Source organism: Thiomonas arsenitoxydans, assembly GCF_000253115.1.
GTDB lineage: Bacteria > Pseudomonadota > Gammaproteobacteria > Burkholderiales > Burkholderiaceae_C > Thiomonas > Thiomonas arsenitoxydans.
In genome coordinates this window covers 163,664-182,867 of sequence record NC_014145.1, presented here as the reverse complement: position 1 = coordinate 182,867, position 19,204 = coordinate 163,664, and the positions used below count along the sequence as shown (strand labels likewise).

The 19,204-nt window shown below is 65.9% G+C and carries 19 protein-coding genes; 8 read left to right on the top strand and 11 right to left on the bottom strand.

Annotated elements, in window-relative coordinates; genetic code table 11:
* Nucleotides 1-11: 11 nt before the first annotated feature.
* The 3 genes from mreD to THI_RS00820 all read right to left on the bottom strand — a co-directional run bounded on the left by mreD (nt 12) and on the right by THI_RS00820 (nt 2,742).
* Nucleotides 12-548: a rod shape-determining protein MreD gene (gene mreD, locus THI_RS00830; protein ID WP_013104323.1), complete on the bottom strand. Its 537-nt coding sequence runs from the start codon at nt 546-548 to the stop codon at nt 12-14.
* 52 nt (nt 549-600) lie between these two features.
* Complete coding sequence (mreC, locus tag THI_RS00825; protein ID WP_013104322.1) at nt 601-1,548, bottom strand: rod shape-determining protein MreC; 948 nt, start codon at nt 1,546-1,548, stop codon at nt 601-603.
* A gap of 150 nt (nt 1,549-1,698) precedes the next feature.
* On the bottom strand, nt 1,699-2,742 hold the full coding sequence (locus THI_RS00820; protein WP_013104321.1) for a rod shape-determining protein: 1,044 nt from the start codon (nt 2,740-2,742) through the stop codon (nt 1,699-1,701).
* Nucleotides 2,743-2,978: 236 nt separating this feature from the next.
* On the opposite strand from THI_RS00820, the gene gatC reads away from it, so the two are divergent.
* The 4 genes from gatC to gatB are packed head-to-tail and all read left to right on the top strand — an operon-like array spanning nt 2,979 to nt 6,906.
* Entirely contained in the window at nt 2,979-3,278 is a 300-nt protein-coding gene (gatC, locus tag THI_RS00815) for an Asp-tRNA(Asn)/Glu-tRNA(Gln) amidotransferase subunit GatC (protein ID WP_013104320.1), read from the top strand.
* Nucleotides 3,275-4,795, top strand: coding sequence for an Asp-tRNA(Asn)/Glu-tRNA(Gln) amidotransferase subunit GatA (gene gatA / locus THI_RS00810; protein WP_013104319.1), 1,521 nt, complete (start codon nt 3,275-3,277; stop codon nt 4,793-4,795). The genes gatC and gatA overlap by 4 nt, the downstream gene beginning before the upstream one ends.
* An 8-nt stretch (nt 4,796-4,803) precedes the next feature.
* Nucleotides 4,804-5,442, top strand: a complete 639-nt coding sequence (rhtB, locus tag THI_RS00805) for a homoserine/homoserine lactone efflux protein (RefSeq protein ID WP_013104318.1) — start codon at nt 4,804-4,806, stop codon at nt 5,440-5,442.
* Nucleotides 5,443-5,457: 15 nt separating this feature from the next.
* On the top strand, nt 5,458-6,906 hold the full coding sequence (gene gatB, locus THI_RS00800) for an Asp-tRNA(Asn)/Glu-tRNA(Gln) amidotransferase subunit GatB (protein ID WP_013104317.1): 1,449 nt from the start codon (nt 5,458-5,460) through the stop codon (nt 6,904-6,906).
* Nucleotides 6,907-6,998: 92 nt separating this feature from the next.
* Here gatB and THI_RS00795 read toward each other — a convergent pair whose 3' ends face one another.
* The 5 genes from THI_RS00795 to THI_RS00775 form a co-directional block, all read right to left on the bottom strand.
* A complete protein-coding gene (locus THI_RS00795) occupies nt 6,999-7,391 on the bottom strand; it encodes a VOC family protein (protein ID WP_013104316.1) in 393 nt (130 codons plus the stop codon).
* A gap of 99 nt (nt 7,392-7,490) precedes the next feature.
* A complete protein-coding gene (locus THI_RS00790; protein WP_013104315.1) occupies nt 7,491-7,790 on the bottom strand; it encodes a hypothetical protein in 300 nt (99 codons plus the stop codon).
* A 91-nt stretch (nt 7,791-7,881) separates the two neighbouring features.
* Nucleotides 7,882-9,138, bottom strand: coding sequence for a metal-dependent hydrolase family protein (locus THI_RS00785; protein ID WP_231836280.1), 1,257 nt, complete (start codon nt 9,136-9,138; stop codon nt 7,882-7,884).
* Nucleotides 9,139-9,414: 276 nt separating this feature from the next.
* Nucleotides 9,415-9,771 (bottom strand): RT0821/Lpp0805 family surface protein, encoded by a 357-nt coding sequence (locus THI_RS00780; RefSeq protein WP_013104313.1) that lies wholly within the window; start codon nt 9,769-9,771, stop codon nt 9,415-9,417.
* 97 nt (nt 9,772-9,868) lie between these two features.
* Entirely contained in the window at nt 9,869-11,200 is a 1,332-nt protein-coding gene (locus THI_RS00775; RefSeq protein ID WP_079668478.1) for an NAD(P)/FAD-dependent oxidoreductase, read from the bottom strand.
* 151 nt (nt 11,201-11,351) lie between these two features.
* Between THI_RS00775 and leuS the strand changes: the two genes are divergently transcribed.
* From leuS to THI_RS00755, 4 genes are all read left to right on the top strand, one after another.
* Nucleotides 11,352-13,982: a leucine--tRNA ligase gene (gene leuS, locus THI_RS00770; RefSeq protein WP_013104311.1), complete on the top strand. Its 2,631-nt coding sequence runs from the start codon at nt 11,352-11,354 to the stop codon at nt 13,980-13,982.
* Nucleotides 13,983-14,471, top strand: coding sequence for an LPS-assembly lipoprotein LptE (locus THI_RS00765; protein WP_013104310.1), 489 nt, complete (start codon nt 13,983-13,985; stop codon nt 14,469-14,471).
* Nucleotides 14,471-15,562, top strand: a complete 1,092-nt coding sequence (gene holA, locus THI_RS00760) for a DNA polymerase III subunit delta (RefSeq protein ID WP_013104309.1) — start codon at nt 14,471-14,473, stop codon at nt 15,560-15,562. The genes THI_RS00765 and holA overlap by 1 nt, the downstream gene beginning before the upstream one ends.
* 161 nt (nt 15,563-15,723) lie before the next feature.
* Nucleotides 15,724-16,395, top strand: a complete 672-nt coding sequence (locus THI_RS00755) for a hypothetical protein (RefSeq protein ID WP_013104308.1) — start codon at nt 15,724-15,726, stop codon at nt 16,393-16,395.
* Nucleotides 16,396-16,686: 291 nt separating this feature from the next.
* Here the strand turns inward: THI_RS00755 and THI_RS00750 are convergent, their stop codons facing one another.
* The 3 genes from THI_RS00750 to fba form a co-directional block, all read right to left on the bottom strand.
* Complete coding sequence (locus tag THI_RS00750) at nt 16,687-17,451, bottom strand: HAD family hydrolase (protein WP_013104307.1); 765 nt, start codon at nt 17,449-17,451, stop codon at nt 16,687-16,689.
* Entirely contained in the window at nt 17,448-18,005 is a 558-nt protein-coding gene (locus tag THI_RS00745) for a thioredoxin family protein (RefSeq protein ID WP_013104306.1), read from the bottom strand. The genes THI_RS00750 and THI_RS00745 overlap by 4 nt, the downstream gene beginning before the upstream one ends.
* A gap of 109 nt (nt 18,006-18,114) precedes the next feature.
* The gene (gene fba, locus THI_RS00740) at nt 18,115-19,179 is read right to left on the bottom strand and encodes a class II fructose-bisphosphate aldolase (protein ID WP_013104305.1); all 1,065 of its coding nucleotides are present in this window, start codon (nt 19,177-19,179) and stop codon (nt 18,115-18,117) included.
* Nucleotides 19,180-19,204: the final 25 nt, after the last annotated feature.

Here is a 19,204-nt window from a genome sequence, read left to right as displayed (position 1 = left end):
CACGGTCGCCATCACAAAGGCCGATTGCGGTCGGAATCCGGTGCGCGCCGCTGCGGCGCCAGCAGCAGCCAGGACAACAAGGGCCACAGCGCCGCCTGCACAACCGGCGCCAGCAAAAATGCCCAGCCTGGAAAGCTGCCGCCGGCCCACATGCCCACCAGCAGCAACAGCACCTGCGTGGCCACGAACAGCGGCAGCACATGCAAAGCCTGCTGCAGCGGCGGAAACCACAGCAGCCGCCGGTGCAGCGTGATGGCGAAATAGCTCAGCACCGTGTAGACCAGCGCATGCTGTCCCAGCACCGAACCCTGCTGCACATCCACCGCCAGCCCCAGCACGAACGCCACGGCCATGCCCACGCGGCGCGGCTGATGCACATTCCAGAACACCAGGGTGAGCGCGACCATATCGGGCATCCACGCCAGACGGCCCAGCGGCAAAAAGTCGATCAGCAGCGCCATCAGCAGACTCAGCGCGATGAACCAGGGGTTGACCGGCAGCAGCAACACCTCGCGCGCGCCGCCCGCAGGGGCTCGTGCGGAAGGCATGGCGCCCTGATCGGAGCGACGGCGGCGGGGCAGGAAAGACACGGCAGTCAGATTAGCGTGAGGCGGCAGCGGCAGGCTTGGGCACCGCCTTGCCCGACTTTTGCACCTGCGGCTCGGTGGCCTTGACCGATGGCCCCGCCACCAGCGGCGTGAGCGGCTGGAGCACCAGCACATGCCGTCCGCCTTCGACATCGGCAAGCGGCGCGCACATCACCCGGGCAAACGCGGTATCGCGCTGGCGCGTGACGGCAGTCACCCGCGCCACGCGCAGGCCCGCCGGATAGATGCCGTCCACCCCGCTGGTCACCAGCACATCGCCCACGCGCACATCGGCGGCAGCGGGCATCCAGCGCAGCTCCATGCCGCCCTGGCCCAGCCCCGGCTCGCCGTACACCACGCCGCGCTCGCCGGTGCGCTGGTTTTGCACCGGCACCACGGCGTCGCGGTCGGTGATGAGGGTGACTTCGGCGCTCCACGGGTAGTCGCGCGTGACCTGGCCGAGCAGCCCGGTTTCGTCGATCACCGGCGAGCCGAGTTCGACGCCCTGCAGGCGGCCGCGGTCGATCACCACGGTGCGGCTGAACGGATCGCTGGCCTGCGCACTGATCTGCGCCGCCACCGACTTCGGCGGCAGGCTCTGCTGCAACTGGAGCAGACCGCGCAGGCGGTTGTTTTCCAGCCGCAACTGCGCTTCGAGCTGGGACTGCAACGACAAGGCCACATTGGCGCGTTGCAGTCGGCTGATTTCAGCTTGCGCCTTGGCCGGCGCTTCAAGATAGCCGCTCAGTTGCCGCGACCAGTCCACCGGCGCCTGCGCCATGCGCTGCAAGGGATAGATCGCCACCGACAGACCCTGGCGCAGCATGGGCGTGACCTTGAACCGCACGTCCAGCGCCATCAGCAAAATAGCCAGCGCGGAGAACAGCACCAGCCGCGTGAGCGCAGAAGGCCCCTGCCGGAAAAACGGCGGAGGTGAACGCTCAAGAGTGCCGTAGGCCATGGGAACGAGAACAAACGCAGGGCGAAAAGGGCTCAAATCGAAGCGGCTCGAATCGAAACGGCCCGGATCAGGTGCGTGGCGGTATCAGTGAAGCACCCTGGCGCACCCCGGGAAGATCGCCGATCAAAAAACCGCCGCAAAAAACGCCGCTTACTCCGACGTGAAAATGGTGCCCAGCCGATCCATGCGCTCCAGCGCCATGCCGCTGCCGCGCGCCACGCAGGTCAGCGGGTCTTCGGCCACCAGCACCGGCAGGCCGGTTTCTTCGGCCAGCAGGCGGTCGAGGTCGCGCAGCAGCGCACCGCCGCCGGTGAGCATCATGCCGCGCTCGGCGATGTCGGCGCCGAGTTCCGGCGGGGTTTGTTCGAGCGCGTTTTTCACCGCCGAGACGATCTGGTTGAGCGGATCGGTCAGCGCTTCGAGAATTTCGTTGGAACTGATGGTGAAGCTGCGCGGCACGCCTTCGCTCAAGTTTCGGCCCTTGACTTCCATCTCCTTGACCTCGGAGCCGGGAAAGGCCGAGCCGATTTCCTTCTTGATGGCTTCGGCCGTGGGCTCGCCGATCAACATGCCGTAATTGCGGCGGATGTAGTTGATGATGGCCTCGTCGAACTTGTCGCCGCCCACGCGCACACTGCCCTTGTACACCGTGCCGCCCAGCGAAATGACGCCCACCTCAGTGGTGCCGCCGCCGATGTCGACGATCATCGAGCCGGTGGCTTCGCTGACCGGCAGCCCGGCGCCGATGGCCGCAGCCATGGGCTCTTCGATGAGGTACACCTCGCTGGCGCCCGCGCCCAGCGCCGACTCGCGAATGGCGCGGCGCTCGACCTGGGTGCTGCCGCAGGGCACGCAAATGATGATGCGCGGACTGGGCCGGAACATCCGGGTGTCGTGCGCCATTTTGATGAACTGCTTGAGCATCTGCTCGGTCACGGTGAAGTCGGCGATCACGCCGTCTTTCATCGGGCGGATGGCCTCGATATTGCCCGGCACCTTGCCCAGCATCTGCTTGGCTTCCTTGCCTACGGCCTGAATGGTTTTCTTGCCGCTGGGGCCGCCCTCGTGGCGGATGGCGACGACCGACGGCTCGTCGAGCACGATGCCCTTGCCGCGCACATAAATGAGCGTGTTGGCGGTGCCGAGGTCGATGGCCAGATCCGTCGAAAAATACTGCCGGAATGTTCGGAACATGGAATATGGGGGCGCCAACCGCGCGCCCGGCTTTCTGGAGGTGTGTGAAATAAGCAACAAACGGGCTTGATTTTTCGGTCAAATCCCGTGCGCCAAATCGAAGCATCATAACCCATGCATGCGCATAAAATGACGTTTTCCGCACCCATCTGCAGGGGAAGCTCCCCGATCCGCCCGCTTGCCGAGCGGCATGTTTTGCGTCCCTGTTTTGCGTCCCTGATTGCCGCCGCCCCACCATGTCACTCACTCTTCCCGATATCGACCGCCTAGCGCAACTCGCCCGGCTGGATCTGACCGCCAGCGAGCGCGACCAACTGCTGACCGACCTGAATGCGTTTTTCGCCGTGGTCGAGCAAATGCGTGCGGTCAACACCGACAGCGTCGAGCCGCTGGCGCACCCGCTCTCCGCCGTGCAGGACATGCCGCTGCGCCTGCGCGAAGACGCCGTGACCGAGGGCAATATCCGCGACGCAGCGCTGCGCAACGCGCCCGACGCACAAGACGGCCTGTTCCTCGTGCCGAGGGTGGTCGAATGAGCACATCCCTGACCGATTTCGCCACGGCCGACCTGCGCACCCTGTCCGCCGCGCTGGCCGCACGGCAAGTGTCCAGCGCTGAGCTCACCCGCGCGGCGCTCGACCGCATCGCCGCCCACGCCGATCTGGGCGCTTTCCTCCACGTCGATGCTGACGGCGCGATGAAGTCCGCGCAAGCCGCCGACGCCGCCCGCGCCGCGGGCGACACCCGGCCGCTACTGGGCGTGCCGGTAGCGCACAAAGACGTGTTCGTCACCCGCACCCTGCCGGCCACCGCCGGTTCGCGCATGCTGGTCGGTTATGTCAGCCCGTTCGACGCCACCGTGGTCGCCCGTCTGGGCTCGGGCGCGGACGACTTTGCAGGCGCGGGCATGGTCACGGTCGGCAAGACCAATATGGATGAGTTCGCCATGGGCTCGGCCAACGAAAACTCGGCTTACGGCCCGGTGCGCAACCCCTGGGACTTGGCCTCCATTCCCGGCGGCTCCAGCGGCGGCTCGGCCGCGGCGGTGGCGGCAAGGCTCGTCCCCGCCGCCACCGGCACCGACACCGGCGGCTCGATTCGCCAGCCTGCGGCGATGTGCGGCATCACCGGCATCAAACCGACCTACGGTCTGTGCTCGCGCTACGGCATGATCGCCTTCGCCTCCAGCCTCGACCAGGCCGGGCCGATGGCGCAGACCGCGTGGGACTGCGCCGCCCTGCTCACCGCGATGACCGGGTTCGACCCGCGCGACGCCACCAGCGTGGAGCGCGCCGTGCCCGACTATGTCGCCGCGCTCGATCAACCCCTGCCCGGCGCCACCGCCGCGCAGCCGCTCAAAGGCCTGCGCATCGGCCTGCCGCGCGAATACTTCGGCACGGGCCTGGCCGCCGATGTCGAATCCGCCGTGCGCACGGCCCTCAAGACCATCGAGAGCCTGGGCGCCACCTTGGTGGACGTGTCGCTGCCGCTGACCGAACTGTCCATCCCGGCCTACTACATCATCGCGCCCGCCGAGGCCAGCTCCAACCTGAGCCGCTTCGACGGCGTGCGCTTCGGCCATCGCACGGCGCAATACAAAGACCTGGCCGAGATGTACGGCAAGAGCCGCACCGAAGGCTTCGGCCCCGAGGTCAAACGCCGCATCATGATCGGCGCCTATGTGTTGTCGCACGGCTATTACGACGCCTACTACCTGCAGGCGCAGAAGATCCGCCGCCTCATCGCCGACGATTTCGCCCGTGCCTTCACCCAATGCGACGTGATCGCCGGGCCGGTGTCGCCCACGGTGGCGTGGAACCGGGGCGACAAGGCCGATCCGCTGGCCAATTACCTGGCCGACATCTACACCCTCTCGGCCAGCCTCGCCGGGCTGCCGGGCATGAGCGTGCCCGCGGGCTTCGGGGCGGGGGCCAACGCGCGCCGCCCGGTCGGGCTGCAACTCATCGGCCCGCACTTCGCTGAAGAACGTCTGCTGCGGGTGGCGCATCAGTTCCAGCAGGCGAGCGACTGGCATCGCCGCAGCCCCTTCTGAGCCCGACGATGGATCTGCACACCTGGCTGACCTTCTTCGTGGCAAGCTGGCTCATCAGCCTCTCGCCCGGCGCGGGCGCGATTTCGTGCATGACCACGGGGCTGCGGCACGGCTGGCGTGTGGGGGTGTGGAACATCTTCGGCCTGCAACTGGGCATCGCCGCCATTCTGGTTGTGGTCGCCGCTGGGCTGGGCGCGCTGCTGGCCGCGAGCGAAACCGCTTTCAGCGTGATCAAGTGGTTCGGCGTGGCTTATTTGCTGTGGCTGGGCATCCAGCAATGGCGCGCCCCGGCGCATGGGCTGGTCGATGCCGACGGCAGCGCAAAAAACACCACGCCCCCCACGCGCGGCCAGCTCGTGCTGCGCGGCTTTCTCATCAACGCCAGCAACCCCAAGGGGCTGGTGTTCATGCTGGCGGTGCTGCCGCAGTTCATAAACCCCGCCGCGCCGCAACTGCCGCAATACCTGCTGTGCGGGCTGTCGTTGTTCATCACCGACATCGTGGTGATGAACGGCTACACCCTGCTGGCCGCGCGGGTGCTGCGCGCCCTGCGATCAAAGCAGCATCAACTCTGGCTGCAGCGCAGTTTTGGCACCCTGTTCATCGGCGCCGCGCTGCTGCTCTCGGCGTTTCGCCGTTCAAACTAATCAAGGAATCTTGTCATGCAATGGGAAGTGGTCATCGGGCTGGAAACCCACGTTCAGCTCTCCACCCAGTCCAAGATGTTTTCCGCCGCGTCCACCGCGTTCGGCGCCGCGCCCAACACTCAGGCCTGCGCCGTCGATCTAGCGCTGCCCGGCGTGTTGCCGGTGGCCAACCGCGCTGCGGTGGAACGCGCCATCCGCCTCGGTCTGGCTCTGGGCGCCACCATCGCGCCGCGCTCCGTCTTCGCGCGCAAGAACTACTTCTACCCTGACCTGCCCAAGGGCTACCAGATCAGCCAGTACGAGATTCCCGTGGTGCAGGGCGGGGTGGTCGAGTTTCTGGTGGACGGCAAACCGCACCGCCTGCAGCTCACCCGCGCCCACCTCGAAGAGGACGCGGGCAAGTCGCTGCACGAAGCCGGGCTGTTCGACCGCGCGGGCAACGCCGCCAGCGGCATCGACCTCAACCGCGCGGGCACGCCGCTGCTCGAAGTCGTCACCGAGCCCGACATGCGCAGCGCCCGCGAAGCCGCCGAATACGCCCGCGCCCTGCACGCGCTGGTCATGTGGCTGGACATCTGCGACGGCAATCTGCAGGAAGGGTCGTTTCGCTGCGACGCCAACGTCTCGGTGCGCCGCCCCGGCGAACCCTTGGGCACGCGCTGCGAAATCAAAAACCTCAACAGCTTTCGCTTCCTCGAAAAAGCCATCGAATTCGAGGTGCGCCGCCAGATCGAACTCATCGAAGACGGCGGCAAGGTGGTGCAGGAAACCCGGCTTTACGACCCCGACAAGGGCGAGACCCGCACCATGCGCACCAAGGAAGACGCGCACGATTACCGCTACTTCCCCGACCCCGACCTGCCGCCGCTGGTCATCTCGCCCGAGTGGATCGAGCGGGTGCGCGCCGACATGCCCGAGCTTCCCGGCCAGATGGCCGCGCGCTTCGTCGCATCCCACGGCCTGAGCCTGGATGCCGCGGCGCAGATGACCCAGACCCGCGCCCACGCCGCCTACTTCGAGGCCTGCGTGGCCGCAGGCGCCGCGCCCAAACTCGCAGCCAACTGGATCATGGGCGAACTCGCCGCTCAGCTCAACCGCGACGAGCGCGACATCGGCGCCAGCCCCGTGAGCGCCGCGCAACTCGCCGCGCTCACCCGCAAAATCGACGACGGCACCCTGTCGAGCAAGACCGCCAAGGAAGTCTTCGCCGCGCTGTGGACGGGCGAGCAGGGCGGCGATGTCAACGCCATCATCGACGCCCGCGGACTGGCGCAGGTCAACGACAGCGCCGCACTGCAAGCCGCCGTCGACGCCGTGCTCGCTGCCAACCCGAAGAGCGTCGAGGAATACCGCGCCGGCAAGGACAAAGCCCTCAACGCCTTGGTCGGCCAGGTGATGAAAGCCACCGGCGGGCGCGCCAATCCACAGCAGGTCGGTGAGATGCTGAAGAAAGCCGTGGGTTGAGGCTGTTTTGCCTCGGCGTGCTCTTGGTGCGAAAACCAGCGGGCAAGTGCTGTGAAGCGAGACCTGACCCCAAGCTCTTTCTTGTGGCCCGCTCATTCGGCCTGGTGGCAAGCCACGCATAGCTTGTTGCCATCGGGATCACGGAAATACGCGCCGTAGTAGTTGGCGTGGTACTCAGGCCGCAGACCAGGCTTGCCTTCGCATGTACCCCCGCTGGCGAGAGCCAAGGCGTGAACCTGATTGACTTGCTCTCGGGAATGAGCGAGGAAAGCGACCATTTGCCCATTGCCGGGCTGATGCGGTTGTTGGTTGTAGGGACGGCCGATCAAAAACAAGGGCCTCGGATCCGGCGAAGATGCCCAACCAGCCCAAGGGCGCTCGGGCTCTTGGAAACGGAATTGCACGCCAAGTGCTTCGAGCACCGGCTTGTAAAACGCCATTGCTCGGTCAAAGTTTGCGACGCCGACCATAACGTGCGAGAACACTTGCCTTCTCCTTCGACAGCAAGCTTGGGGGCTAGCTTGATCGCTTTCAACCGTTCTGCCTAAGCTCAAATCGTAGCCTCTCGCCCTGCCGCCCCCCCCTTATTCCTTCCGGCTGGCCCCCGCAGCCGATTCCAGCCACTGCCTCGCGGCCTGTGCCAAGATGGCATTCACACCGCCCTCGACGGTCACAGCCTGCTCGCGCAGGCGTTGCGCCAGGTCGGTGGGCAGTTTGCAGGTGAGTTGCACCAGTTTGGGCGCACTCTCCTTGGGTTTGGCCTCGGCCTTCGCGGCCACGGCCTTGGCGCCCTGACCGAAGCGTTGCGGAATCGTGCCCGACTTCAGCTTGCCGTCGAGTTTCTTGGCAAGGTGCTTTTCAAGGTCTGTCTTTTTCATGCTCATGGGCTACCCCGGTGGTGTGGACGGGCATTGTCCTCCACACCGCCTCCACTTCGGCGCGGCGCAAGGCAATCCAAAAGACGTGGCCCTGCGCCTACAAGGTGTTTTTCACCACCCGGCCGTTCTTGATGATGCACTTGAGATGCTGATCGGGTTCGAGCAAGGGCTTGAGCGAGCGCGACACATCGCCATCGACCACCAGGAGATCGGCCCAGGAGTCGGGTTCGATCACGCCCAGTTTGGCGCCGAGATAGGGATTGCGCTGACCGGCCAGCGCCAGCAATTCGCCGTTTTGCGAGGTGGCCTGTTTGAGCGCGTCCAGGGGCGAATACCAATTTTCCAGGGCGACCAGCCGCACGGTTTGGTAATGGGTTTTTCCCGGCGCGAACAGAATGTCGCTGCCCCAGCCGGTTTGCATCTTGTGTTTGATCGCCAGTTCGTAGGCCCGCCGCGTTCCGGTGGCGATCTCGTCGCTCTTCGCCTGCGAGCCGGGATCGGCCATTGGCGTCGGGGCGGCCTCCGGCAGGAAGGGCTGCAAAGACCACCAGATACCTTTGTCTGCCATCAGGCGCACGGTGGCCTCGTCGGTCAGCTGGCCGTGCTCGATGACCTTGATGCCGGCCTCGATGCTGCGCTGCATGCCCTTGGGCAGATAGACGTGGGCCATGACGTAAGTACCCCAATCCTCGGCGGCTTCCACCGCCGCGCGCAGTTCGGGCAGGGTGAACTGTACCGAATCGAGTGGATCGTAGAGCGACGACGCGCCGCCTCCGGCCATGAGCTTGATCTGCGAAGCGCCGCGCAGCAATTGCTCGCGGGTGGCCTTGCGCACACTGTCGGCGCTGTCGGCAATGGCCGACGCGCCCAGGTGTTCGGCATGGCCTACCGCGCTACAGGCCGCGCCCGGCCCGACCTCGTGCAAAAAGCGGAAGTCGCCGTGCCCTGCGGTCTGCGAAATCATGGCGCCACTTGGAAAAATGCGCGGCCCCTGCACCAGTCCTTGGTCGATGGCGCTCTTGAGCGCAAACACCGGCCCGCCTGCGTCGCGCACCGTAGTGAAACCTCGCAGCAAGGTGCGCTGCGCCTCAGAACCAGCCGCCAAGTGAATCAGCGCGGGATCGGCCATGAGCAAGTGCTGCATGGACATCGCCGCCATCAGGCTGTGCCAATGCGCATCGATCAGCCCCGGCATGAGCACCCGGCCGCCGCCGTCGATGATCTGCGCACCCCGCGGTGCGCCTTGCCCCTGCGGCTCGACGGCCCGAATCCGCGCGCCTTCGATCACGACTTGCAGGCCTGGCTGCAAGCGGGTGCGCCGACCATCGAAAAGCTGCACATTGCGCAAAACCATAGGCGCTGCAACTGCCGTTGCCGACCCGGAGGGCGCTGGCTGCGCAGAAGCGGCAGGGCTGAGCCCGCCAACGCCTGCAGCCAAAACCAGCGCGCTCTGCAAAAAATCGCGGCGCGAAAAAGCCCGCTCAAGTCGTCGCTGCACCTGCGAGGCCTCATCGCCACCGCAGCGGCAATAAAAGGCGGAACGCGGCGAGGATTGAGCGCCGGGATGGGGAGTGGAAGGTTTGCGCATGGGAGTCCTTCAAATACGCCAGAGCACTTGACCAGCGGGCTGCTAAGGAACCAGGCGCCATTCGCCCGCGGGCTGGCGGCAGGCCCGCAAACGGGCGGACTTGGCCGGGTCACGCGGGGTGTAGAGCGTCACCCGAAAGGTCTTGCACAACCGCCCTTCTTGCGTGTTCGAGGCGATCAACTTGAAACTGCCGCCCGCGCGGCTCTCGGGGTTGCGCCATTCCAGAAGTGTGGCATCGCTGCCCAAAAATGCCGCACCTTCTTCCGATAGCTGGTTGATGTCGGCTTGGCTGAAGCGCTGCAGCGGCGTGTTCTTGAGCACGGGCATCCAGTTGTCTGCCCATGCTGTTGAAACCATGGCTACCGTGGCGATCGCCATAAACCACGATTTGTGTCGCATGTGTTCTCTCCTCATCGTGTGATTCAGCCTAATGCAAACCGCATGAATTGCCAAACTGTAACGGACGTGGTTTCCGGCCCGGCAATGCGGGTTCAACTCAATGCAGCTTGATGCGCGGCTCGGTGGTGCGAGAGATCATGCGCGCCAGGGTGAGGAAGGCGGTCTTCCAGAAACCGTGCAGGGCGTGCAGGTGCATGCGGTAGAGCAGCCAGTAGATGAAGCGGGCGAAATGGCCTTCGATGAACATACTACCCTTCGATAGACCACCCATGAGATTGCCCACGGTGCTGTGCTCGCCCAGCGACACCAGCGAGCCGAAGTCGCGGTAGTGAAAGGTCAGCAGCGGCTTGCCCCGCAGTTGCCGCGTGATCTGCCGGGCGATGAGGCTGGCCTGCTGGTGCGCGGCCTGCGCGCGCGGCGGCACGTTGCCGGCATGGCCTTCCCAAACGCAGGCGGCACAGTCGCCCAGCGCGTAGATGGCGTCGTCGCGGCTGGTCTGCAGCGTGGGGCGCACGACGAGCTGGTTGATGCGGTTGGTCTCGAGTCCGTCGATGTCGCGCAGGAAATCCGGGGCCTTGACGCCCGCTGCCCAGACCACCAGTTCGGCGGGAAGAAAGTCGCCGTCGGCGGTGCGCACGCCGGTGGCGGTGACTTCGGTCACGCGCTTGCCGGTATGCATCTGCACGCCGAGTTTGGCCAGTTCGCCCGCGGCTGCGACCGACAGCCGCTCGGGCAACGCGGGCAGGATGCGGGGCGCGGCCTCGACCAGGCTCAGGCGCACGTCGCGCTCGGGGTCGATGCGGTCCAGGCCATAGGCGGCCAGCACCCGCGTGGAGTTATGCAACTCGGCCACCAGTTCCACCCCGGTGGCTCCGGCGCCGATGGCCACGACCTTGAGTTGCTCCGGGCGCAGCGGCTCGACCTGGGTGTTGGCGGCGATGCAGGCATTCACCAGTCGCCGGTGAAAACGCCGGGAGTCTTCGGGCGTGTCCAGCGCAATGGCATGCTCGGCCGCGCCGGGCGTGCCGAAGTCGTTGTTCTGACTGCCCACGGCGATCACCAAAATGTCGTAGCCGATGCGCCGCCGCGGCACGATTTCGCGCCCGGTCTCATCTAACGTGGGCGCGACCAGCACTTCGCGACGCGCGCGGTCGAGCCCGTCCATGGCGCCGAGGCGGTACTTGAAGTGATGCCAGGTGGATTGGGCGAGGTAGTTCAGCTCGTTGTCGTCGATGCCCAGGGTGCCGGCCGCCGCCTGGTGCAGCAGCGGCTTCCAGAGATGGCTGCGGCCGCGTTCGATCAGCGTGATATCGGCCTGACGACGGCGACCCAGGGTGTCGCCCAGCCGGGTGGCCAGCTCCAGCCCGCCGGCACCGCCTCCGACGATGACAATGCGAGGCAGCGGGGAATCAGTAGAAGTCTGGGACATGATGATGGGTTGTCGGTGCAAGGCCTTATTGGAGACCGGCTTGCGTGCGGGCGCAAGCGGCTGCGCGACCACTAACATGCAGCCTCACGCCGCAGCCCGCTTAACCATCCTTGTCCGGGCGCCCGCGCGGCCTCAACCTGCAAGCCTCACGATGAACGAGAAGTATGACGCCAGCGCGGTGGAAGCCGCCGCGCAAGCCCACTGGCAAAGCACCGACGCCTACCGCGTGCGCGAAGACAAACCGGGCGAAAAGTTCTACGCCTGCTCCATGCTGCCCTACCCCTCGGGCAAGCTGCACATGGGCCATGTGCGCAACTACACCATCAACGACATGCTCACCCGCCATCTTCGGATGAACGGTCACAACGTGCTCATGCCCATGGGCTGGGACGCCTTCGGTCTGCCCGCCGAAAACGCGGCGATGAAAAACAAGGTGCCCCCGGCGAAGTGGACCTATGACAACATCGCTTATATGAAGCGGCAGATGCAGGCCATGGGTCTGGCGATCGACTGGAGCCGCGAGGTAGCGACCTGCTCGCCCGAGTACTACAAGTGGAACCAGTGGCTGTTCCTCAAGATGCTGGAAAAAGGCATCGCCGAGCGCCGCACCCAAGTGGTGAACTGGGACCCGGTGGACCAGACCGTGCTGGCCAACGAGCAGGTGATCGACGGCCGCGGCTGGCGCAGCGGCGCCGTGGTGGAAAAGCGCGAGATTCCCGGCTACTACCTCAAGATCACCGACTACGCCGAGGAACTGCTGGCCGCCGTGGCCGATCCCGAAGACAAGAACTATCTCGCCGGCTGGCCCGAGCGAGTGCGGCTGATGCAGGAGAACTGGATCGGCAAGAGCGCCGGGGTGCGTTTCGCCTTCCCGCACAGCATTGCCGACGACTCGGGCGCGCTGATTCAGGACGGCCGCCTGTATGTGTTCACCACCCGGGCGGACACCATCATGGGCGTGACCTTCTGCGCCGTAGCGCCCGAGCACCCGCTGGCCGCGCACGCCGCGGCGGGCAATACCGAACTCGCCGTCTTCATCGAGCGCTGCCAGCAGGGCGGCACCACCGAAGCCGAACTGGCGCTGAAAGAAAAAGAGGGCATGCCCACCGGGCTGTTCGTCACCCACCCGCTGACCGGCGCGCAAGTGCCGGTGTGGGTCGGCAACTATGTGCTGATGAGCTACGGCGACGGCGCGGTGATGGGCGTGCCCGCGCATGATGAACGCGACTTTGCCTTCGCTAAAAAGTACGGCCTGCCCATTCAGCAAGTCGTCGCGGTAGAGGGCGAGACGTTCAGCACCGACGCCTGGGCCGATTGGTATGGCGACAAACAGCGCGCGGTGTGCGTCAACTCGGGCGATCTCGACGGCCTGCCCTACAAAGACGCGGTGGACAAAGTCGCCGAACTGCTCGCCGCCAAAGGCCTGGGCGAGAAGCGCACCACCTGGCGCCTGCGCGACTGGGGCGTGAGCCGCCAGCGCTACTGGGGCACGCCGATTCCCATCATCCACTGCGATCACTGCGGCGCGGTGCCGGTGCCGGAAAAAGACCTGCCGGTCGTCCTGCCCGAAAACCTGATTCCCGACGGCAGCGGCAACCCGCTGCACCAGTGCGCGGCGTTCGTCGACGTGGCCTGCCCGCAGTGCGGCAAACCGGCCAAGCGCGAAACCGACACCATGGACACCTTCGTCGATTCGAGTTGGTACTTCATGCGCTACACCTGCGCCGACAACCACGACGCCATGGTGGACGGCCGCACCGACTACTGGATGCCGATGGACCAGTACATCGGCGGTATCGAGCACGCCATCCTGCACCTGCTGTATGCGCGCTTTTGGACCAAGGTGATGCGCGACCTCGGGCTGGTCAAGGCCGACGAACCCTTCACCCGTCTGCTCACGCAGGGCATGGTGCTCAACCACATCTACTCGCGCAAAACCCCGCAGGGTGGCATCGAGTATTTCTGGCCGCACGAGGTCGAGAACGTACTCGACGCGCAAGGCAAGATCACTGGCGCCAAGCTCAAGGCCGACGGCTCGGCGGTGGACTACGGCGGCGTGGGCACCATGAGCAAGAGCAAGAACAACGGCGTCGATCCGCAAGACCTGATCGACCGCTACGGCGCCGACACCGCCCGCCTGTTCACCATGTTCGCCGCCCCACCCGAAGCCACGCTGGAGTGGAACGACGCCGCGGTGGAAGGCGCGCACCGCTTCCTCAGGCGAGTGTGGGCCTTCGGGCTGAAGCTCAGCACCCTGGCCGCGCCCGCAGCCGCGCCGGGTGACGCCGCACGCAAGCTGCGCCGCGAAGTGCACCAGACCTTGCAGCAGGTGAATTTCGACTACGGCCGCATGCAATACAACACCGTGGTGTCGGGAGCAATGAAACTGCTCAACGCGCTGGAAGGCGCGGACGCCGCAGCCGACGGCATGGCCGTTGCGCTGCGCGAAGGCTTCGGCATTCTGCTGCGCGTGCTCTACCCCGCCACACCGCACATCGCCCACGCCTTGTGGCAGGAACTCGGCTACGGCGCCGAGTTCGGCGATCTGCTCGATGCGCGCTGGCCGCAGGTCGATGAGGCCGCGCTGGTGCAGGACACCATCGAGCTCATGCTGCAGGTCAACGGCAAGTTGCGTGGCGCCATTCAAGTCGCGGCCAGTGCCGACAAGGCCGCTATCGAAGCCGCCGCGCTGGCCAGCGCCGACTTCGCCAAGTTCAGCGAGGGCAAGGCCGCGAAGAAGGTCATCGTGGTGCCGGGCCGACTGGTCAATGTGGTGGTCTGAATGAAGCGCCGCAGCGTCCTCATCTTCGCACCGCTTCTGGCCTTGAGTGCCTGCGGTTTTCAGCTACGCGGCTCGACCAATCTGTCGTTCAACACCCTGTATGTGGCGGGCTCGGAGACCTCGGCCTTCGTCGTGGCACTCAAGCGGCAGATCGCCGCCACCACTTCGACCCGCATCGCGCCAGACGCCCAGTCCGCTCAGGCGGTTTTCACCCTGCTGGGCGAATCGCAGACGCAGACCGCACAGGCCTACAACGCCGATGGCACGGTGGCGCAATATCTGTTGCGCTACACCGTGCGCTTTGAGCTCACCACGCCGCAGGGCAAGGTGCTGATCGCCCCGACCGACCTGAACCAGACCAGCAATCTGAGCTACAACTCCAGCGCCACGCTGGCCAAGGCCAATGAGTCCGATCTGCTCTATCGCGGCATGCGCCAGGAGCTGATCAACCGTCTGATGTTCCAGCTCGCCGCGGTAAAGGTGAATTGATGCAGCTCGCGGCCGACCAACTCGACGCCCATCTCGCCAGCAAGCTCGGCGCGCTGTACGTGGTGTATGGCGACGAGACCCTGTTGGTGAACGAGGCGGTGGACGCCATTCGCGCCCGCGCCCGGCAGCAGGGCTTCGACGAACGCGAGAGCCACACGGTGGAACGCGGCTTCGACTGGAGCCACCTGCTCGCAGGTAGCCGCGAGATCAGCCTGTTCGGCGGCCGACGGCTCATCGAACTGCGCATTCCAGGCGGCAAACCCGGACGCGACGGCGGCGAAGCCTTGGCGGCGCTGGCCGACCATCTCTCAGCCGATGTGATGGCGGTGGTCATCCTGCCCCGTCTGGATGCGGCCACCCAGAAGTCGGCCTGGTTCAGCGCACTGAGCCAGGGTGGCGTGGCGGTGCGGGTGGACAGCGTGGAGCTTGCGCAACTGCCGCGCTGGATCGCCGCACGGCTGCAGCGCCACGGCTTTACCCTGCCCGCAAGCGACGCGGGCAGGGCGCTCACCGATTTTCTGGTGGCGCGGGTGGAAGGCAATCTGCTGGCCGCCCATCAGGAGATCGAAAAGCTCGCGCTGCTGTGCCCGCCTGGCCCGCTCGATCCCGACACGGTGGAGCAGGCGGTGCTGAACGTGGCGCGCTACAGCGTGTTCAAGCTCGGCGAAGCGGTGCTGGGCGGCGATGTCGCCCGGCTGCGTCGCATGCTCGACGGTCTGCAGGCCGAAGGCGTGGCCCCGGTGCTAGTGCACTGGACGCTGGCCGACGACATCCGCGCCTGGCTGCGCATCCGCCAGGGACTGGATGCGGGGCAGGCGCTGCCCGCGCTGCTGCGCGCCAATCGCATCTGGGGCGTGAAGGAAAAGCTGCTGGAACGCGCCTTGCCGCGCCTGCGCACACCCGATCTGGAGCGGCTGCTGCAACTCGCGGCGCAGTGCGATCTGGCGGTCAAGGGCCTGCGCCCTGACTCCCTGCCGCGCGCACCGTGGGAGGCGCTGCAAGTGCTCGCCCTATCCATGCTCGACGCCCTCTGGCCCACGCCGCCGAGCGCCCGACAGGGCCGCAGGCTGGTGCTGCACCCGGCGCTTTGAGTGCATTCCTCAAGACCGCGAGTTGCGGGCTTGTGAACTCTGCGGCCTTGCCCGGCTCTGAGCAAAGTCCGACACGCTTCGTGGCCTTCTTCGCTGTCTTCTTCGCTGTCTTCTTCGCTGTTTTATTCGCGGCCTTTTTTGCAGCCTCTCACCGAAACGTCATGCCCATTTTCCCGCCTCGCTCCCCCTACTCTGGCCGACTGAGCCACACCCTGGCCGCACTCGGCCTGTCGGCTGCCGCGCTGCTGCCCGCTGCATTCGCGCAGGCCGCGCCCGCGCCCATACCCGACAACGCGCCCAGCTTCACTGCAGGCCCGGATGATGTGATGCGCGTGCTGCCCGCGCAACTGCTGCCCGCGCTGCAGGTCAACTGCCATGGCGTGAAGATCGCTGCGCCTGCCTGGCGCGCGCAGCTCGACGCCTCTGCCGCCTTGCTGGTCAACCTCAATCAGGTGACGGTGCCGGAGAAGCAGGCGGTCTTGCCGATGGCCCTGTTGTGCCCCGCGCCCAGCCCGCTCGCCGCCGCGTGGAGCCGGGCCGCGGAACAGGCCAGCAATCTGGTCAAGCTCGACTTTCCCGGTGCGCCTGAGCAGGTCACCGGCGCCAGCTTCATCGGCCCCAAGGGCGGGCGGGTGCTGATCGTCAACCGCAGCGCACAGGCGGTGCGGGTCAATCTGGGAACCTGGGTGAGCAAAACCGCGCGGCTGGATCAATACACCGAACCGGGGGCAGCAGCGCAGCCACCCAAGGTCGAGCATCTGCGCCGCGCCTTGGGCACGCAGGATGCGCAAGGCATTTTGTTGCCGCCGATGTCGCTCAGCGTGGTCGGCTGAACAACGGCGTTGTTGCCGGGCCGGAATTTCACCAGATCACGGGATGATGGCGCGGCAGGCCGTGCATCCCCCTCCCGGCCTCCCCCACGAGTGGGGGAGGTGAGAACAGCGCTACGCGGCGCTCCGGATGCCCCCCCGACCTCCCCCACAAGTGGATGAGGTGCAAAAAGACCCCCTCTCCACTTGTGGGGAGGGCTGGGGTGGGGAGGGTTTGGCCCAGCGCTTCGCGCCCGCCAGCGCCTGCATAGAAGCGAAGGACAGACTGATGGGCAATCTGGGTTCAGCCCAGATTCAGTCAGCCCACTGCCGCAGTTCGTTCAACCCGACCACACCGGACCAAGGCTGGCTGCCGATGCGTCCCGTAGCGGGAGCGCCCGCCTCGCCCAGACCGTCGAGCCAGGCCAGCGCGCCGTCGAAGTTTTCGTGGTGGGTGTAAGCGCCGGTGGTGACCACGGTGCGCAGCCCGGCGCCGTGCGCCGCGCGCAGGCCGTTGGTCGAGTCTTCGAACGCCAGGCATTGCTCCGGCGCCAGCGCCATGCGTTCGAGCACCCAGGTGTAGATGCCGGGATCGGGTTTTTTGCGCGGCACGGCGTCGCCCGCGCCCACCACTTCAAACCAGTCCATGCCGCCTGCACCCAGGGTGGCGTGAATCAGCGCTTCGACATTGTCGGGCGTGGTGGTGGTGGCAATGGCCAGACGCAGCCCGGCGCCTCGCGCCTGCTCCAGCAGCCGACGCACGCCCGGACGCAGGGCGATGCCGCCCTCCGCCACCAGTCGCACATAGTGCGCGGTCTTGCGGCGGTGGAGCTCGGCGATCAGCCCCGCCGCCTCGGGCGCAGCTGCGGCCTGCGGATCGATCTCCTGCCAATAAGCCAGCATGCGCTCTTTGCCGCCGGTAATGGCGAGCAGGCGGCCGTAGGTCGGCACGTCCCAATGCCAATCCAGCCCGGCATCGGCGAAGGCCTGGTTGAAAGCGATGCGGTGACCGTCGCGCTCGGTTTCGGCCAAGGTGCCATCGACGTCGAAAATCAGTGCGCGCAAGGGCGTTGAATTCATGCCTCACCTTTCCATTTGATGGAGCAGCCGATGCTGGGATATTGCTCCGCGGGGCCGATGCCGGTTTCGGCGATCTGCTTTATGGCCTCGAACAAATCGCGGCGGGCGTCGGCGGGGGCGGCCTGCTTGCGCGAGGCGTCGAGCTGGCCGCGATACTGCAGCTTCAAATCGGCGTTGAAGCCGAAGAAATCGGGCGTGCAGACTGCGCCGTAGGCCTTGGCCACGGCCTGCGTTTCGTCATACAGGTAGGGAAATCCGAAGCCGTGCTGCGCGGCGAACAGCTTCATGTTGTCGAAGGAGTCTTCGGGATAGGCGCTCACGTCGTTGCTGTTGATGGCCACCGCATGCACGCCCAGGGCGCGCAGCTCCCGGGCATCGCGCACCATGCGGTCGGCCACGGCCTGCACATAAGGGCAGTGATTGCAGATGAACATCACCAGCAGTCCCTTGGGGCCACGCAGGTCGGCCAGCGTATGGCTGCGTCCATCGACGCCGGGAAGATGAAAGTCGGGCGCGGGAAATCCGCGCTGCAAGGGATCGGCGGTTGCGGCCATGACAAAACTCCTTTGCTGGGTTGTCGGGGAATGCAATGCACAGACGACAACCCCGGCTGAGGCCGGGGTTGTCGATCCCATCAAACTCGGACAGAAACTGCCCTAGGCGTCAGTTGATCTTGGGATCGAGCGCGCCCTTTTCGTACAGCGCCACCATGGCATCGAGCGTGATGGGCTTGATCTTGGACGCATTGCCCGCGGTGCCGAAGGCTTCGTAACGCGCCTTGCAAATCTCTTTCATGGCCTTGGTCGAGGCGATGAGGAATTTGCGCGGATCGAACTCTTTCGGGTGTTCGGCGAGGAACTTGCGGGTGGCGCCCGTGGAGGCCATGCGCAGATCGGTGTCGATGTTGACCTTGCGCACGCCGTGCTTGATGCCTTCGACGATCTCTTCCACCGGCACGCCATAGGTCTCGCCCATGTCGCCGCCGTAGGAGTTGATGATTTTGAGCCACTCTTGCGGTACCGAGGAAGAGCCGTGCATCACCAGGTGGGTGTTGGGAATGCGGGCGTGAATTTCCTTGATGCGGCCGATGGCCAGGATGTCGCCGGTGGGCGGACGGGTGAACTTGTACGCACCGTGGCTGGTGCCGATGGCAATGGCCAGGGCGTCGACCTGGGTCTTTTTCACGAAGTCAGCGGCCTCTTCCGGGTCGGTCAGCAGCTGGCTGTGATCGAGCGTGCCTTCGGCGCCGATGCCGTCTTCTTCACCGGCGGTGCCGGTTTCGAGCGAGCCCAGGCAACCGAGTTCGCCTTCGACCGACACGCCGCAGGCGTGCGACATTTCCACCACGCGGCGAGTGACGTCGACGTTGTACTCGTAGGTAGTCGGCGTCTTGCCGTCGGTGCCCAGCGAGCCGTCCATCATCACCGAGCTGAAGCCCAGCTGGATGGAGCGCTGGCAGACGCCGGGGCTGGTGCCGTGATCCTGGTGCATGACCACGGGAATGTGCGGCCACTCTTCAACCGCCGCCTCGATGAGGTGGCGCAGAAAGGGCGCGCCAGCGTACTTGCGCGCGCCAGCGGAGGCCTGCAGGATGACCGGCGAGTTGGTCTCGTCGGCGGCTTCCATGATGGCGCGCACCTGTTCGAGGTTGTTGACGTTGAAGGCGGGGACGCCGTAGGAATGCTCGGCCGCATGGTCGAGCAGTTGACGCAGGGAAATCAGGGCCATGACGGACTCCTCAAGAGATAGTGAA

Coding starts and splice junctions, on each gene's coding strand:
- holA (WP_013104309.1), top strand. CDS start 14,471: ATGCAGCTCGCGGCCGACCAACTCGACGCCCATCTCGCCAGCAAGCTC.
- THI_RS00780 (WP_013104313.1), bottom strand. CDS start 9,771: ATGCGACACAAATCGTGGTTTATGGCGATCGCCACGGTAGCCATGGTT.
- leuS (WP_013104311.1), top strand. CDS start 11,352: ATGAACGAGAAGTATGACGCCAGCGCGGTGGAAGCCGCCGCGCAAGCC.
- THI_RS00820 (WP_013104321.1), bottom strand. CDS start 2,742: ATGTTCCGAACATTCCGGCAGTATTTTTCGACGGATCTGGCCATCGAC.
- rhtB (WP_013104318.1), top strand. CDS start 4,804: ATGGATCTGCACACCTGGCTGACCTTCTTCGTGGCAAGCTGGCTCATC.
- THI_RS00750 (WP_013104307.1), bottom strand. CDS start 17,451: ATGAATTCAACGCCCTTGCGCGCACTGATTTTCGACGTCGATGGCACC.
- gatC (WP_013104320.1), top strand. CDS start 2,979: ATGTCACTCACTCTTCCCGATATCGACCGCCTAGCGCAACTCGCCCGG.
- THI_RS00775 (WP_079668478.1), bottom strand. CDS start 11,200: ATGTCCCAGACTTCTACTGATTCCCCGCTGCCTCGCATTGTCATCGTC.
- gatA (WP_013104319.1), top strand. CDS start 3,275: ATGAGCACATCCCTGACCGATTTCGCCACGGCCGACCTGCGCACCCTG.
- THI_RS00765 (WP_013104310.1), top strand. CDS start 13,983: ATGAAGCGCCGCAGCGTCCTCATCTTCGCACCGCTTCTGGCCTTGAGT.
- THI_RS00790 (WP_013104315.1), bottom strand. CDS start 7,790: ATGAGCATGAAAAAGACAGACCTTGAAAAGCACCTTGCCAAGAAACTC.
- THI_RS00785 (WP_231836280.1), bottom strand. CDS start 9,138: ATGGTTTTGCGCAATGTGCAGCTTTTCGATGGTCGGCGCACCCGCTTG.
- gatB (WP_013104317.1), top strand. CDS start 5,458: ATGCAATGGGAAGTGGTCATCGGGCTGGAAACCCACGTTCAGCTCTCC.
- mreD (WP_013104323.1), bottom strand. CDS start 548: ATGCCTTCCGCACGAGCCCCTGCGGGCGGCGCGCGCGAGGTGTTGCTG.
- mreC (WP_013104322.1), bottom strand. CDS start 1,548: ATGGCCTACGGCACTCTTGAGCGTTCACCTCCGCCGTTTTTCCGGCAG.
- THI_RS00755 (WP_013104308.1), top strand. CDS start 15,724: ATGCCCATTTTCCCGCCTCGCTCCCCCTACTCTGGCCGACTGAGCCAC.
- THI_RS00745 (WP_013104306.1), bottom strand. CDS start 18,005: ATGGCCGCAACCGCCGATCCCTTGCAGCGCGGATTTCCCGCGCCCGAC.
- fba (WP_013104305.1), bottom strand. CDS start 19,179: ATGGCCCTGATTTCCCTGCGTCAACTGCTCGACCATGCGGCCGAGCAT.